The 15,798-nt window shown below is 31.2% G+C and carries 15 protein-coding genes; 10 read left to right on the forward strand and 5 right to left on the reverse strand.

Annotated elements, in window-relative coordinates:
• Positions 1-14 precede the first annotated feature (14 nt).
• Complete coding sequence (gene aspA / locus IPK06_14370) at positions 15-1,874, forward strand: aspartate ammonia-lyase (GenBank protein MBK7981162.1); 1,860 nt, start codon at positions 15-17, stop codon at positions 1,872-1,874.
• A 21-nt stretch (positions 1,875-1,895) separates the two neighbouring features.
• On the opposite strand, the gene IPK06_14375 is transcribed toward aspA, so the two are convergent.
• From IPK06_14375 to IPK06_14385, 3 genes are read right to left on the reverse strand one after another with little or no spacing between them, the layout of a single operon-like run.
• Positions 1,896-2,408, reverse strand: a complete 513-nt coding sequence (locus IPK06_14375; protein ID MBK7981163.1) for a hypothetical protein — start codon at positions 2,406-2,408, stop codon at positions 1,896-1,898.
• A 2-nt stretch (positions 2,409-2,410) separates the two neighbouring features.
• Positions 2,411-3,391, reverse strand: coding sequence for an asparaginase (locus tag IPK06_14380; protein ID MBK7981164.1), 981 nt, complete (start codon positions 3,389-3,391; stop codon positions 2,411-2,413).
• A complete protein-coding gene (locus IPK06_14385) occupies positions 3,388-4,317 on the reverse strand; it encodes an NAD-dependent epimerase/dehydratase family protein (protein MBK7981165.1) in 930 nt (309 codons plus the stop codon). The genes IPK06_14380 and IPK06_14385 overlap by 4 nt, the downstream gene beginning before the upstream one ends.
• Before the next feature lie 761 nt (positions 4,318-5,078).
• Here IPK06_14385 and dnaA point away from each other — a divergent pair.
• Positions 5,079-6,482, forward strand: coding sequence for a chromosomal replication initiator protein DnaA (gene dnaA / locus IPK06_14390; protein MBK7981166.1), 1,404 nt, complete (start codon positions 5,079-5,081; stop codon positions 6,480-6,482).
• A 59-nt stretch (positions 6,483-6,541) separates the two neighbouring features.
• Here the strand turns inward: dnaA and IPK06_14395 are convergent, their stop codons facing one another.
• The gene (locus tag IPK06_14395; GenBank protein MBK7981167.1) at positions 6,542-6,895 is read right to left on the reverse strand and encodes an MmcQ/YjbR family DNA-binding protein; all 354 of its coding nucleotides are present in this window, start codon (positions 6,893-6,895) and stop codon (positions 6,542-6,544) included.
• Between the two features lie 111 nt (positions 6,896-7,006).
• On the opposite strand from IPK06_14395, the gene IPK06_14400 reads away from it, so the two are divergent.
• The 3 genes from IPK06_14400 to IPK06_14410 all read left to right on the forward strand — a co-directional run bounded on the left by IPK06_14400 (position 7,007) and on the right by IPK06_14410 (position 10,785).
• Complete coding sequence (locus tag IPK06_14400) at positions 7,007-9,073, forward strand: carboxy terminal-processing peptidase (GenBank protein ID MBK7981168.1); 2,067 nt, start codon at positions 7,007-7,009, stop codon at positions 9,071-9,073.
• A gap of 79 nt (positions 9,074-9,152) precedes the next feature.
• Positions 9,153-9,317, forward strand: a complete 165-nt coding sequence (locus IPK06_14405; GenBank protein MBK7981169.1) for a hypothetical protein — start codon at positions 9,153-9,155, stop codon at positions 9,315-9,317.
• Positions 9,318-9,438: 121 nt separating this feature from the next.
• On the forward strand, positions 9,439-10,785 hold the full coding sequence (locus IPK06_14410) for a lysine 2,3-aminomutase (protein MBK7981170.1): 1,347 nt from the start codon (positions 9,439-9,441) through the stop codon (positions 10,783-10,785).
• A 52-nt stretch (positions 10,786-10,837) separates the two neighbouring features.
• On the opposite strand, the gene IPK06_14415 is transcribed toward IPK06_14410, so the two are convergent.
• Complete coding sequence (locus IPK06_14415; protein MBK7981171.1) at positions 10,838-11,380, reverse strand: NifU family protein; 543 nt, start codon at positions 11,378-11,380, stop codon at positions 10,838-10,840.
• Between the two features lie 292 nt (positions 11,381-11,672).
• Between IPK06_14415 and htpX the strand changes: the two genes are divergently transcribed.
• From htpX to IPK06_14440, 5 genes are all read left to right on the forward strand, one after another.
• Positions 11,673-12,506 carry a zinc metalloprotease HtpX gene (htpX, locus tag IPK06_14420; protein MBK7981172.1) on the forward strand — a complete coding sequence of 278 codons (834 nt, stop codon included), beginning with the start codon at positions 11,673-11,675 and terminating at the stop codon, positions 12,504-12,506.
• A gap of 15 nt (positions 12,507-12,521) precedes the next feature.
• Positions 12,522-12,737 (forward strand): dodecin domain-containing protein, encoded by a 216-nt coding sequence (locus tag IPK06_14425; GenBank protein ID MBK7981173.1) that lies wholly within the window; start codon positions 12,522-12,524, stop codon positions 12,735-12,737.
• Positions 12,738-13,090: 353 nt separating this feature from the next.
• Positions 13,091-13,429: a P-II family nitrogen regulator gene (locus IPK06_14430; GenBank protein MBK7981174.1), complete on the forward strand. Its 339-nt coding sequence runs from the start codon at positions 13,091-13,093 to the stop codon at positions 13,427-13,429.
• 45 nt (positions 13,430-13,474) lie between these two features.
• A complete protein-coding gene (gene amt, locus IPK06_14435) occupies positions 13,475-14,764 on the forward strand; it encodes an ammonium transporter (GenBank protein MBK7981175.1) in 1,290 nt (429 codons plus the stop codon).
• Between the two features lie 76 nt (positions 14,765-14,840).
• The gene (locus tag IPK06_14440; GenBank protein MBK7981176.1) at positions 14,841-15,542 is read left to right on the forward strand and encodes a hypothetical protein; all 702 of its coding nucleotides are present in this window, start codon (positions 14,841-14,843) and stop codon (positions 15,540-15,542) included.
• Positions 15,543-15,798 lie beyond the last annotated feature (256 nt).

A 15,798-nucleotide genomic window follows, 5' to 3' on the forward strand; every position in this document is an offset into this window, starting at 1 on the left:
TTTCAGGAGTTTTTATGAGTACCGCCGATATAAAAGAATTTATTAGAAAAGTTGAATTGTTCAACAATTTGACCGATGAAGAACTAAATGTTGTTGCTGAAAAAATGAAAATTGAATCTTATGAAAAAGAATCAATCTTGTTCAGTGAAAACAATCCGCATGAAGTTCTTTTCATAATTTACGAAGGAGAAGTGGAATTATTTAAAAGAACGCCTTTCGGACAAGAAAAAAGACTTGCATTTTTTTCAAAGTATGATTTTCTTGGTGAAGGCTCCTTAGTTGATGATTCGCCGCACTCAACTTCTGCAAGAACATTGTTGAATACAAAAGTTATTATTATAGATAAATTTGAATTAACTAACCTTTCCAACAAGCATGGTGAAATTGCGGTTAAACTATATTCAACAATCTCGCGAGTAATTTCGCGTAGAATGAAACGAACAAATATTAATGCCGTAAATATAGGCGATCAGTATGAATCGGGAAGAACCAGAAAAGAACACGATCTTTTAGGCAATAGAAATGTTCCACAGGAAAGATATTATGGAATTCAAACTTTAAGAGCATTGGAAAATTTTAACATAAGTGGACAAAGTATAAATACATTCCCTAATTTAGTTTCTGCATTGGGAATTGTAAAAATGGCTGCAGCAAAAGCCAATTATGATCTTGGACTATTATCAAAGCCTGTTGCCGATGCAATTATTGAAGCTTGCAATGAAATTATTAATGGTAAACTTCATACAAATTTTGTTGTTGATATGATTCAAGGCGGAGCGGGAACTTCAACAAATATGAACGCAAATGAGGTAATCGCAAACAGAGCTTTGGAATTATTGGATAGAGAAAAAGGTGATTATAAATACTGCCATCCGAATAATCATGTAAATTTATCGCAATCAACCAACGATGCTTATCCCACCGCGGTTAAAATTGCGATTATTAAATCTAACGAAAGTTTGATTTTTGTATTGGAAGAGTTAATTGAATCCTTTAGAAAGAAAGGGAAAGAATTTGCAAGTATAATTAAAATGGGAAGAACACAGCTTCAAGATGCTGTGCCGATGACGTTGGGACAAGAATTTGAAGCATACGCAGTTACATTAGGTGAAGAAATTCAAAGACTTGAACAAAACGCAAAATTATTTTTAGAAGTTAATATGGGCGCAACGGCAATTGGAACAGGAATAAACGCTCCGTCCGGATATCGTGAAAAATGTATAGAATATTTAAGAGAAATTACAAATTTGGAAATTGTAAGCGCAACGAATTTAGTTGAAGCTACCCAAGATACCGGAGCTTTTGTAATTTATTCATCGGCAATAAAAAGATTGGCAGTAAAACTATCTAAAATTTCCAATGATCTTAGATTACTTTCTTCCGGACCAAGAACAGGTATAAACGAAATAAATTTACCGCCTATGCAACCGGGTTCATCAATTATGCCTGGAAAAGTAAATCCCGTAATTCCCGAAGTTATGAATCAAATTGCATTTAAAGTTATTGGGAATGATTTAACTGTAACATTAGGGGCTGAAGCCGGACAGCTTGAACTTAATGTAATGGAACCAATAATTACGCAAAGTATTTTTGAATCTATTTCAATGTTAATTAATGGAATGACAACCTTAAAATATAAGTGTATTGACGGTATTACTGCAAACGCCGAGCATTGCGCGAATTTAGTTAAAAATAGCATTGGATTGATAACGGCATTAAATCCTGTTTTGGGCTATGAAACAAGTACACAGCTTGCAAAAGAAGCGCTTGAAAATAACCGCGGAGTTTACGAATTGGTTTTGGAAAAAGGTTTGTTATCAGTTGAGGAATTAGATAAATTACTTGCTCCGGAAAATATGGTGGGAAAAATTTAAAGCATTTTGACTAAATGAATTTTATATGTCTAAGTTTAGGTTTATGTGTTTTTCTTCGTCAGGTAATAATGGAACGAGTAATGCAGCTATTAAACTAATTATTGCAAGTGTAATAAAACAATAACCTACAATTTGATCATACTGTAAAATATTCATTTTGCTTAGTAAAAAATGCCAATCATGATAAACTTTGTTACCACCAAGTAAAGGAAGTTTTCTTGCTTGCGCATCTGCCGCATATTTGGAAATGTTAAATAAATTTTCAGATAGAAAAATTAAAGAGAATTGAACTCCGAGCATTTTTTTATTTATATAAAAATAAAAAATAAAAAGTCCCGCCATCAATATTTGCATCAGCGAACCGCCGAGAGTATAAATAAAACTTCCAAAAATTTTAAAAATACCGTGACCGCCTTCATGAATTAATAATGTAAAATGATCAATCAGTGGAATAAAGTTGCCATTATTGTTAATAAGCCAAATTGCGATTGGCAAAATAATAATTGATCCAAGCCATTTTTTAATATTTTCCAATTTTAAACTTCAAAAATTTTATGAAGTTGTTCTATATTATAATTCCCACCCAAAGCGAGCATTAATTTTATTCTGGCTTTCTGACCATTTAAATAATCTGAAAAGATAACCCCGGCTTTTTTCAACCATTTTCCGGCGCCTTCATAACTGTAAATATCCAAAGTTTCTCCTGCAGGGCAACGTGAAACCAACACAACGGGAATATTTTTACTCAGCACATATTTAATTCCTTCAAATGCCGGAGGAGGAACATTTCCAACACCCAAAGCTTCTACAACCAATCCTTCAATTTTTGTGTCGGCTATTAACTTGAATATATTTTCCTTAATTCCTGCGTATACTTTTATAATATCAACATTTGAATTTATTTTTTTCGTTTTAATTTTTTCTAATTTTCTTGGCAGCCTGTTGAACCAAACTTTACTTTTTTCAACATATCCCAATGCGCCAAAATCTAAACTGTGAAAAGTTTCAATATCTTCGGTATGAGTTTTTGTAACTTCGCTTGCGGCATTAATTTCACCATTTAAACAAACTAAAACTCCCAAACCTCTACTGTTATCATTTTTACAGATGTTAATTGCGTCAAGTAAATTTTTTGGTCCGTCCCAATCTGGTTCTGTGCTTGTTTTCATTGCCCCAATTACAACAATTGGTTTTTCGGTCTTTATTGTCAAATCGAGTAAATAAGCTGTTTCTTCCAAAGTATCAGTGCCGTGCGTTACAATTACTCCGTCAATACTCTTTTTGCTAATTTGCGTTTGAATTTCTTTGGAGAGATTTAACATCAATTCCGGAGTCATGTGCGGACCTGGGAAATTTCCAAAATTATATATTGAAATATTTGCCAATCCTTTTGCTTCAGGAATCATTTCAATTAATTCTTCACCATGAAAATGCGGAATTGCCCCGCCGGTAGCTTTATCTATTTTCATAGAAAAAGTACCGCCAGTAAAGACCACTAAAATATTTTTCTTTTTCATTTTATTAAACTTTCAAAGTATTTAATAGTTGTTTCCAAAGATGACGTTAAATTATGCGAAGGATTGAATTTTAAATTTTCTCTTGTTTCTTTAATTGAAGCCAAACTATGTTTAATATCGCCGGGGCGAGTAGGCTGATAAATAATTTCGCTTTTTGAATTTGTTGTTTTAATTATAAGTTTTGCCAAGTCATTGATTGTAATTGCGTTTTCATTTTCCACATTAAATACTCCTGTCACATTTTTTGAAGTCGCAGCTAAAACATTTGCGGCAACAACATCTTTAACATAAACAAAATCTCTTGTTTGTTCACCATCGCCAAAAATGGTAATTGGCTCATTTTTAAGAGCTTTATAAACAAAAATTGGAATTGCAGCGGCATATTGGCTTTTTGGATCCTGGCGCGGACCAAAAACGTTAAAATATCTTAAAGAAGTTGTCGGCAGGCCGTATTGTTCAAAATACATTTGAAGATAATATTCACCGTCTAATTTAGTAATACCGTAAGGTGTCTGCGGTTTTGGTTTCATTGAAATATCTTTCGGCAAACGCGGATCATCTCCGTAAATTGCAGCGGAGCTTGAGTGAACAACTTTTTCAATTCCGTGGTTTTTAGCCGCATCTAAAACATTAAGCAATCCCTTTACATTTATATTCAAACATTCATCGGGTTTTTCTAAAGATTCAGGTACAGAAATCAATGCAGCAAGATGAAAAACGTATTTTGCCTTTTCTAAAACTTTATTAACAAAATTTTTATCGGTAATTGAACCTTTTTGAAAAGTTACATTTTTAAATCCTTGTAAATTTTTTTCAAATCCACTGCGTAAATTATCTAAAACTTGTACATCCGCATTTTGGTTTGACCAATATTCTACAATATGACTTCCAATAAATCCCGCACCGCCCGTTACAACAACTTTCATAAAAATTCCTTTATTTGCTTAGTTTTTCTAAAATATTTTCAAATTTAATTGTTTTTCAAATTTTAAATTAGTTGAAAGTTTCGATCAAAATCCAATAAAAACGTCATGCCGTGTTTTCTTGATAAATATAATAAAAACAATAAGTTAGTAAATATTTTTTCAACTGTCGAATTAAATAATAATAAACAACGGCTTTATATCATCGAAATCTTGCAAATTTTATTTTATTATAAAATAATGTTTTACGGTCTTAGAAAATAATTAATTTGTAAGGAAAAATTAATTCCAATAACTTGAACTTATCGAAGAAGCAAGTTTATAATTTTTATGGCTATAAAATAACTTAAATAAAAATTTTTATTCCTTTTAATTATCAATATTTCTGACTTCTTTCAACTCACAACATTAAATAAAAATTTTATTTTGTTATAAAACAATACATTATAAAATTGTTGAAAAATTAATTTGTTCAGTATGGTTTTTTAACATATTTTGAATTAAAGCTGAACCCCAAAACGAATGTTGATAACTTGTTGATAATTTTGAATTGTGAAACGTTTCATGGAAAAAACTGATTTGAACGATTTATTGATTTATGGAATTTAATTGTTAAAAAATATTAGATTAAATCCATAATTCATTGTTTTTTAATAAGTTGCAAAGGTTGTTTGATTGTTGATAATTTGTGAATAAGTAAAATTGTTTAATTAAAATAAAACCCAAAATGTATTTTTTATCATCTTTTATATTGTAAAAAAACTGTGGATAACTTAAAAATTTCAATTAATTCTTTTGTTAAAACTCAAGATAATAATTCTTCGAACATTTGGAAAGAATGTTTAAAATTGATCAAGCAAAATGTATCAAATATAACTTATAATACTTGGTTTTTACCTATAAAACCATATGATTTTGATGGAAATACTCTGCGCATTTCTGTGCCTAATAATTTCTTTATTGAATGGATTGAAGAACATTATAATACATTAATCAATAAAACGATTAGCCAGGTTGTTGGTCCGGATGCAAAATTGGTTTACATTATAAATGAAGAAGAAAAGGAAGATATTCAATTATTTGATTCTCCTATCGTAGAAACAAAAAAAACTTCTCCAAAAGCCATTGAATTGGAATTTGAAACTAATATTAGTCCACGCTATACATTTGATAATTTTATAAAAGGAGAATCAAACCAGCTTGCAAGAGCCGCCGCAATAGCAATTTCAGATAATCCCGGAGAAACTTCTTTTAATCCTTTATTTATTTATGGCGGTGTTGGTTTAGGAAAAACTCACCTTATTCAAGCTATTGGAAACAATATTTTGGGAAAATACCCAAATAAGAAAGTAATATATCTTTCGGCCGATATTTTTACAACGCAATTTGTTGAATCAATACAGTCAAATAATGTAGCAGAATTTTCGAGTTTCTACAATAATATGGATGTTTTAATTATTGACGATATTCAATTTTTAACAGGAAGAGAAAAGACACAGGATCTTTTTTTTCATATATTCAATAATCTTCATCAATCAAGAAAACAAATTATTCTTTCAAGCGATAGACCGCCCAAAGATTTAAAAGGAATGAACGATAGATTGATCTCAAGATTTCAATGGGGATTAACGGCAGATGTGCAGGCTCCTGATTTTGAAACTAGAATTGCAATTTTAAAAAATAAAGGCGATAGCTTTGGTATTACGCTTTCAAATGAAATTTTAGATTATATAGCCTATAATATTACTTCAAATATTCGAGAATTAGAAGGCTGTTTAATTAAATTGCTTGCAAATTCGTCTTTAAGCGGCAGAGAAATTGATTTTGAACTGACAAGAAAAACGGTTAACGAAATATCTACTAAAAAAGAAGTAAATATTTCAATTGACAGCATTACAAAAATTGTCTGTCAAGAGTTTAAAGTAGATGAAAATAAAGTTAGAGAAAAAAATAGAAAAAAAGAGGTTGTTTTAGCTCGACAAATTGCTATGTATTTATCAAAAAAATTGACAAAAGCATCATTAAAGACCATAGGTCTGCATTTTGGCGGAAGAGATCATTCTACCGTTATTCATGCATATACAAATATTGAAAAATTAACTTCTGAAGATATATCGCTAAACGAAGTAATAGGCAGCTTAAGAAATAAACTTGAGTTGGGGGTATAGACTTCTGTTAGTTAATGAATGCGAGATAATATGACCGGAGAAAGTCTCCGGTCATTTATCTAAAAATTATTTAATTCTTTCTTTTCCTTTAAAGTAAGCTTTTCAAAAACCAGCTCGTAAGATTTATCGATCAAATCAAAAATAAATTTATTTGTAAGCTTTCCTTCTAATTTTAAAGTTATCCAATATTTTTTGTTCATATGGTAGCCGGGTAAAATCTCTTCATATTCTTCAATTAGATCCGGGATTTCTTCCGGATTGCATTTTATGTTAATGCTGATTGGAGCAATTAAATTAACAAGACAAAACATTTTGCTTCCAACTTTAAATACAAGAGTATCTTCATCAAATGGAAATTCTTCTTTAACCCATTTCTTTTTAAGGCAAAATTCTCTTAAATTATCCAATTCCATTTCATTACCATATTTTTTTTGAAAGTAATTTTCTTATATTTCCAAACTTATCCATGAAACATTAATTACTTTTGATTGTTACAACAAAAGCTTAAAAATAGGATTATTTTAATGAAAAAATATATAATTCTTATCCTCACATATTTATTTATAAGTAATTGTCAAAAAAATATTACAGAAGATTTACACGCGCAAAATCAAGTTTTAGATACAAACAAAGTTGTTGAGCCATTAGATTACTATTCGGATATTGATAGAATGGTAACAACAATATTATCCAGATACCATTACAAAAAATTCATTCTTGATGATTCGCTTTCCTCTGTAATTTTCGATAATTATATAAATTCACTTGATTACAATAAATCATATTTCCTGAAATCTGATATTGACGATTTTGAAAAATATAGATATTCTATCGATGAAAATTTACAATCCGGTAATTTAGATCCAGCTTACAAAATATTCAACACATACAAGAATAGAATGAATGAAAGAATGAAATTTGTGTTGAGCATTTTAGACAAGGAATTTGATTTTACTGTTGACGAAGCGTTTAAAATCGATAGAGAAAAAGAACCATGGCCAAATTCCTTAGACGAATTAAATGAAATTTGGAGAAAGAAATTAAAAAATGAAGCATTGAATTTGAAGTTAAGCGGTAAAGAATGGGACAAAACCAAAGAAACTTTAATACAGCGATATAAAAATTATCATAAAGCAATTCTGCAATTTAAGTCTGAAGATGTTTTACAGCTTTACTTAAATTCATTTGCCGATGCTATCGATCCGCATTCAAATTATTTGGCACCAAGAACTTCAGAAAATTTTAATATTAGAATGAAACTTTCACTGGAAGGAATTGGCGCTACTTTGCAGACAGATAATGATTATACAAAAGTTGTAAATATTGTTCCCGGCGGACCAGCTTTCAAAGCAGATAATATTCACGCCGATGATTATATTATTGCAGTTGGACAAGGCGACGAAGAATTGGTAGACGTTATCGGCTGGAGAATTGATGACGTTGTTGATTTGATCCGCGGTGATAAAGGAACAAAAGTTAGACTTTCGGTTTTAAGAGCAAGCAAAGGAATTGATTCAAAACCGGATACAATTTCCATTATTAGGGATAAAGTAAAATTAGAAGAACAAGCGGCACAGAAAAGGATTATTACAATAAATGAAGATAATGTTGATTATAAATTGGGAGTTATAGAAATTCCAAGTTTTTACGTTGACTTTGAAGCGAAACGAAATGGCGATCCTGATTTTAGAAGTACTACAAGAGACGTTAAAAAAATTATTAATGATCTTAAAAAGGAAAATGTTGATGGTATCATTATTGATTTAAGAAATAATGGCGGCGGCGCTCTCGATGAAGCTGTTGAATTGACAGGCTTATTTATTAAAGACGGACCTGTTGTTCAAGTCAGGCAATCCAATGGAAATATTTCAGTGGAAAAAGATCCCGATCCTTCAATTATATATGATGGTCCTCTCGCGGTTGTAATAAATAGATATAGTGCGTCTGCTTCAGAAATATTTTCCGCGGCAATTCAAGATTACGAAAGAGGAATTGTTCTTGGCGAACAATCATATGGCAAAGGAACTGTACAGAATTTGATTAGTTTAGATAGATTTATTCCATCAGCCGGTGATCAAAGTGGAGAATTAAAAATTACTATTGCCAAATATTATAGAGTAACGGGAAGCAGTACTCAAAATTTAGGAGTTATTCCCGACGTTCAATTTCCAACAGCTGTTGATCCAAGCGAATATGGAGAAAGTTCTATTCCAAGCGCTCTTAAATGGGATCAGATACAGACAAGCCAATTTAAAAAATACAGTGATTTAACAAATATTCTTCCTATATTAATTGATAAACATAGAAAAAGAATATTAAAAGAACCCGAGTTCAATTATATACTTGAAGATATTGAAGAATACAAAGAAAATAAAGATAAAGTGGAATTTTCATTAAATGAAGAAGTCAGGAAAAAAGAACGAGACGAAAGAGAACTAAAAAGAAAACTGCGTGATGAAGAAAGACAAAAAGAAAGTAAAATAGAAATAATTGATAAAAAAGAAGTAACCAAAAAAAGTCTTAAAGTTGAAGATCCGTATTTGGAAGAAAGCGGACATATTTTAGTGGATTTACTACAAAATCAAAGTTAAAAATGGGATAAGTATTAACATTTCAATTTTGGCTTTTTTTTATTAATTTTAAAAGTAAAATAAGAAGGAGATAATAAAAATGGCAAAAAAGCAAACATTTGCTGATAAAGCAAAAAATGTTGGTAAAAAAGCTGATATTAATGTTAAAGTTGTAAAAACTATGAAATCCGATAAAGGAAGCTATAAATTTCAAGAAAGTTTTGTTAAAGTAGACGACATCAGCAAAGTTAATACTATTAAATAATGTAAGCGGCTTTTGCCGCTTCATTCTTTTTTTCAAATCTCAAGGTTCGTTTTATTTTCCTTTTTTAATTCAAGCCTGTTATAAAGATTTATAAATAAATTATTTTAAGTAAGGAGGTAATATGGACACTCCAAAACTGAAAATATTCCAGCTAAAGGATTTACACGAAATCCCGCAGATTAAATCACTTTCTCAAGATGAAATCTTTAATATGGAAGTTGTGGCAAATGTTCTTCCTTTTCGAGTGAATAATTATGTAATTGAAGAGTTAATTGATTGGTCCAATATTCCAAAGGACCCAATCTTTCAATTAACTTTCATGAACAAAGAAATGTTAAATTCAATACACTTCAATAAAATGGCTAGTGCAATTAAAAATCAATTACCAAATAACCTGGTGAAACAAATTTCGGATGAAATAAGAATGGAATTAAATCCGCATCCAGCCGGACAATTAATTGCAAATGTTCCATTTCACGAAAATGTTCCGATAGGTGGCTTGCAGCATAAATATAAAGAAACGGTTTTAATATTTCCTACAGGAGGCCAAACTTGCCATGCTTATTGTTCATTCTGCTTTAGATGGGCTCAGTTTGTTGGCATCGATGACTTACAATTTGCAACAGATGAATCGGAAAAATTTCAAGACTATATTCATCAACATAAGGAAATTTCGGATATTCTTTTTACCGGCGGTGATCCAATGATAATGAAATATCAAAAATTAAAAGTTTATATTGAGCCTTTTCTTTCGCATAAATTTGAACATATTCAAAATATTAGAATAGGAACAAAGTCTCTTGCATATTGGCCATATAGATTTGTTACTGATAATGACGCAGATGAAATATTAAAATTATTTGAAAGAATAATTAAATCAGGAAAACACTTAACAATAATGGCACATTTCAGTCATTTCAATGAACTTAAAACAAAAATTGTTGTTGATGCAATTAATCGTCTCAGAAATATTGGCGTTGAAATCAGAACTCAGTCACCGGTGATTAAGCACGTAAACGATGATTCGGAAATTTGGAAAAGAATGTGGAAAGAGCAAGTCAGACTTGGCCTTATTCCATATTATATGTTTGTTGAAAGAAATACCGGAGCAAAAAAATATTTTGAGGTACCGCTTAAACAGGTCTTCAATATTTATAAAAATGCCTTTAACAAATTATCTGGCTTATCAAGAACAGCTCGAGGTCCTGTAATGTCTGCTTTCCCCGGAAAAGTAAAAATTGAGGGAATAGCCGACATAAACAATCAAAAAGTATTTGTACTGAATCTGCTTCAAGCTAGAAATCCGGATTGGGTTAAACGTCCATTTTTTGCAAAATATGATTCAACGGCAACTTGGTATACTCATTTAACACCCGCATTTGGAGAGGAAGAATTTTTCTTTGACAGAGAATTGACAAATTTCTTAGAAGAAAAGAAAGAAATGTATTCAAACAGTTTAATAAATTAGAAAAACTTTTATAAATCCCGACAAGAATCTACCGGGATTTATAAAAATAAATTTAGCCGCTTACAACTTCCATAAAAGGATCTATTTCGCGCTTTAAAAGATTTTCAATGGCAACCAATGTTCCTTGAATAGCGCTCGGACAAGTTCCGCAAGCACCTTGATATCTAATTGTTAAAGTTTTATCGTGCAGATCTAATACTTGTAATCCGCCGCCGTCTCCAGCAAGCGCTGGACGAACTCTTTTATCCAATAGATCATTAATTTGCTTAAGAAGTTCAGTTTCATTTTCAAAAGAATTAGAACTTTCGGATTCTTGAGGAATTAAATCTTTGTTAAATTCCTTTATAAGATTAACAAAAGGCATTTGAATTTTGCCCCAGCTTGTATTTGGCTCTTTTTCAATGGTTATAAATCTATCCATATAGAACACAGAAACAATTCCGGGCAAATCAAAAATTGCCTTTGCAAGTGGGTCGTGTTCTGCTTCTTGTTTGTTTTTAAAACTTCTTGTTTCTCTATTTAATAACTTTTCACTCAATACAAATTTTAAAGCTTGAGGATTAGGTGTTAAATCAACATCTTTTACCATTAACATGGTTTACTTCCTTATTTTTTTCCATTTAACACATAATTGTATTAAAAAAGAAATAACTTTTCAAGAGCATTTCTTAACACAAACAATCTAAATGTATTTTAAAAGTATTAAATTAAATGAAACAATTTAACAATGACATTGTAAAATTTTAACAAAATAAATAGATAATTTGAATCTAAATAAACAATAAATTTATATTTGAATAAAATTTTTACTTAAATTCAAAATTTGATATATTATTTCTTACAAAAATTGTTTAAATTGTTAAAAACTATAATAAAATGGTTTATTTATGCAAAGTAACTTTAGAACTTTTTTACTGATGATGGGATTAACCCTTCTCTTTATTTGGATTGGGGGAATGATTGGAGGAAAAAGCGGAACAATTATAGCTTTAATTATTGCAGCCGGTATGAATTTTTACAGTTATTGGTTTAGTGATAAAATGGTGTTAAGCAGATATAAAGCTAATGAGATAGGTCCTGAAGATCCCAGCGGACTTTATCAAATTATTGAAAAGCTGACAGAAAATGCCGGTTTACCAATGCCGAAGGTTTATATTACTCCAGAACAAACGCCAAATGCTTTTGCAACGGGTAGAAATCCGCAGCATGCCGCTGTGGCGGCAACACAAGGAATTTTAAGAATTTTATCTAAAGATGAACTTGAAGGAGTAATGGCGCACGAACTTGCTCACGTTAAACACCGCGATATTTTAACAAGTGCTGTTGCCGCTACTTTTGCCGGTGCTTTGGCAACATTGGGGCAAATAGCCCATTTTAGTTCAGATAGAAGAGAAAATCCGCTAACTGGTTTATTTATGATGATTTTAGCACCAATTGCGGGAATGGTAATTAGAATGGCAATTTCGAGAGTGAGAGAATTTGCTGCTGATAAAGGCGGTGCGGAAATATCGGGAAAACCACTTAGTTTGGCCACAGCTCTTTATAAACTTCAAAATGGAGTTCAGCAAATTCCGATGAGAAATGGACGTGAATCTGATTCTCATATGTTCATTATAAATCCATTTTTTGGAGGAATGCAGAAATTATTTTCTACACATCCATCTACTGAAGAACGAATAAAAAGATTGGAAGAAATAGCAGGACAAAAAATCTTTAATTAAACATAGGAGGAAAGCATGACAAATATAAATGCAGGTGCTATTAAGGTTATTGAAATTATTGGAATTTCTGAAAAAAGTTTTGATGATGCGGTAAATCAAGCCGTATTAAAAGCATCTAAATCAATTAAAGGAATTAGCGGAGTTGAAGTTATTAAACACAGTGCTAAAGTTGAAGAAGGCAAAATCACTCAATTTAAAGCAAATGTAAAGTTGGCATTTGCTGTAGAGTAAATATATAATATATAAATTGCTGACACTTTAAATACAGTGGCGGCAATTTTTTTTAAATTCAAATTTACAACAATTCTTTATCTCGTCTTAAAAATTTTAAAAATCAGCGTATTTCCACCCTAAAAAAAATCATATAATAAGTCTATTCTATAATTTAAAGTATTTATTTAGGCTTATTGGTATTTATTACATAATAATTAAGTTATTACATCACAATACCAAAAATAATTAAGAAATTATCTTGACAAAATAAATTTTTATTATATTTTTGTACTCAATGTTCTAAATAATTAAGGTATCAAAATTATTTTAACGTATTTTTTTATGTAATATCTATAAAATAGGAGAATAAAATGAAGAAAGTGGAAGCAATAATTCGACCGGGAAAATTGGATATTTTGCACAATGCGCTGCAGGAAGAAGGTTTTGCCGGAATTACCGTAACTGAAGTTAGAGGATATGGCAGGCAAAAAGGTCACAAAGAAATTTACAGAGGTTCTGAATATAATTTGGAATTTGTACCTAAAGTTAAAGTTGAGCTAATCTGCTCTGATGATGCAGTTGAAAAGGCAATTCAAATTATAATTGAAAAAAGCAAAACAGGAAAAATTGGAGACGGTAAAATTTTTGTTATTCCAATTGAAGATGCAATAAGAATAAGAACCGAAGAATCTGGTGAATCGGCTTTATAAAAAAATTTTAGAACAAAAATATTTAATTAAAACGAGGTTTAAATTATGGAAAATAAAGTAATATTTGATACGATCTGGGTTCTTATAACAGGCATGCTGATCTTCTTTATGAATTTGGGTTTTGCAATGGTTGAATCCGGATTTGCCAGAAGTAAAAATGCGGTAAACATACTTTCGAAAAATTTTATAGTATTTGCCGTTTCTTCACTTGCTTTCTGGGCAATTGGCTGGGGATTAATGTTTGGAGACGGCTCAGGACTTTTTGGGTTAAATGGTATTTTTGGTTTAAGCGGTGCGGATAACAGTCCGGCTACCGGAGACGCATATCAAGGCGTTTATTCGGCATTAAGTTGGGCAACTGTTCCACTTTTAGCGAAATTCTTTTTCCAACTTGTTTTTGCCGGAACAGCAGCTACAATTGTTTCTGGCGCAGTTGCCGAAAGAATAAAATATCTTTCATTTATAATATTTTCTTTTGTTTTGGTTGCAATTATGTATCCAATTACCGGACACTGGATTTGGGGAGGCGGTTGGTTAGCTAATTTAGGATTTTGGGATTTTGCCGGTTCCACAGTTGTCCATTCAGTAGGAGGCTGGGCAGCTTTAGCCGGTGTTATAGTTTTAGGTCCGCGAATTGGCAAATATAACGGCAAAAAAATTAATGCGATTCCCGGCCACAACATGACATCCGCAACAATTGGTGTAATGGTACTTTGGCTAGGATGGTTTGGTTTTAATCCCGGCAGTACAATGGCCGCTGACCCGGAAGCTATTTCACGAATAGTTATTACAACAAATAGTGCGGCAATTGCTGGAATTTTAGTTTCTACAGCAGTTGCATGGATATTGCTTGGAAAACCCGATTTAAGTATGACGATAAATGGCTGTTTGGCAGGATTGGTTGCTATTACCGCACCTTGCGCATATGTAAGTGTTGAAAGTTCTTTAATAATTGGAGCAATTTCAGGAGCAATTGTTGTTTATGCGGTAATATTTTTTGATAAAATGAAACTTGATGATCCGGTTGGTGCTTTAGCAGTACATTTGGCAAATGGTGTTTTTGGTACTTTAGCTTTAGGGTTGTTTGCAGAAGATAGATTTATGCCTAATACCACCGGAAATGGATTACTCTTTGGCGGCGGTTTTTCACTTTTAGGAAGCCAAATAATAGGCGTTCTTTCAGTTGGCGCTTTTACATTTATTATATCATTTGTCATATGGCATATTATTAAAGCTACTATGGGAATTAGAGTTAGTGAAGTTGAAGAATTAGAAGGTTTGGATATTGGTGAACATGGAATAGAAGCTTATCCTGATTTTGAAAAAGTAGTTTAGTACAAAATATTTAAGTAAACATATTTACAAAGGCAAAATTTGATTTTCAATTCAATTAAAAAATTTTGGAGAAATTATGAAAAGCAGTATAAATAAATTATTGGCGCTTGCAATATTTTTAATATTTACGAGCAGCCTCTTAGCCCAAACCACATTATCTGGAGGTGCGGATTTTGTCAGTAGATATGTTTGGAGAGGATTGGATTTTGGAAATTCCGGAAGCATTCAACCGTCGTTATCATTAGCTGCAGGAAATTTTGAAGTAGGTTTTTGGGGTTCCTATCCATTTACTAACGATGCTTCAGGTGCAGAAGAAATGGATTTATATATGTCGTATTCTATTTCGGATTTTTCATTAATTGTAACAGATTATTATTATCCAAATAGTGCATATAAATATGGAAATTATAAAGACGATCAAGAAGGCGGCCATATAATTGAAGCCGGGTTAAGTTTTGCGGGAAATGAAAAATTTCCAATTTCTTTGGCAGCATATATGAACTTATATAATGATAATGACCATTCTGTTTATTTTGAAGTAGGCTATTCAACGGAAATTGAAACTGTGGGATTGGATCTATTCGTCGGCGGAACTCCAGGCGGTGAAAAACTAATGTGGTACAAAACTGATAAATTTAATCTTATAAACGTCGGAGTAAAAGTATCAAAGGACATTAAAATTACGGATGATTTTGCTCTGCCAATTTTCACTAGCTACGTATTAAACCCAAATCAAGAAGTTAGTTATTTAATATTTGGTGCAAGCTTAAGTATGTAATTCATAAATTTTGCCAATCAATAATATCCCGGAAATTAAGCAGTATTACTCAATTATTTTCGGGATTTTTATTTAATTAAAACAAAAAATTTATCTTAATAAGTGAAGTAAAACTTATATATGTTTTAATAAAATTAGGCATTACACTGAAATTGCATACAGTTTGAATGGATAAATTTTAATTTTTCATTCGTTTTTTTGATTTTTTGAAATTAATTTGTTGTATTTATTCAAAATTATTTTATCTTTTTGGGTC

This window comes from Ignavibacteriota bacterium, from assembly GCA_016713565.1.
In the GTDB taxonomy this organism is placed as follows: domain Bacteria; phylum Bacteroidota; class Ignavibacteria; order Ignavibacteriales; family Melioribacteraceae.